General features: G+C 69.8%; 1 protein-coding gene. It reads right to left on the reverse strand.

The features are described 5' to 3' along the window. Positions 1-424 (reverse strand): hypothetical protein (locus tag ACM9HJ_RS31035; protein WP_416575675.1); only part of this gene is annotated, 424 nt, incomplete at both ends.

The following is a 424-nucleotide window of genomic DNA, read 5'->3' on the forward strand; positions in this document are numbered from 1 at the left end:
CGTCAGCTGTCCGGCAATGTCATAGCCATAGGTGCTGGTCGCCGCACCGCGCAAAGTGGAGGTCCGGCGGCCCAGCAGGTCATAGACATGCCGCGTCACCGCATCGGTGCCCAGGTCCACCCCCGTCACCCGGTTCAACCCGTCATAGCGCCAGCCAACCGTCGCACCCGACCAGGTGGCCCCCGTGCGGTTGCCGTCCTCGTCATAGGCGAATGTCATGGCGATTGCCGGGGCCGTCCCCGTCACGCCTGTGGCCGGGCGCGGCAGGGTGACGCTGGCCGAGATTTTGCGGCCGGCCGTGTCGTAGGCATGCGTGCGCACCAGCACCGTGCCGGCCTTCTCCGCCACCACCCGGCCCAGGATGTCCAGCCCATAGACCGTGTCGGCCAGGCCGGGGCGCTTCACCTGCACCGGCCGGTTCAGC

The sequence above is a fragment of the Niveispirillum sp. KHB5.9 genome, assembly GCF_048066115.1.
Taxonomy (GTDB): Bacteria; Pseudomonadota; Alphaproteobacteria; order Azospirillales; family Azospirillaceae; genus Niveispirillum.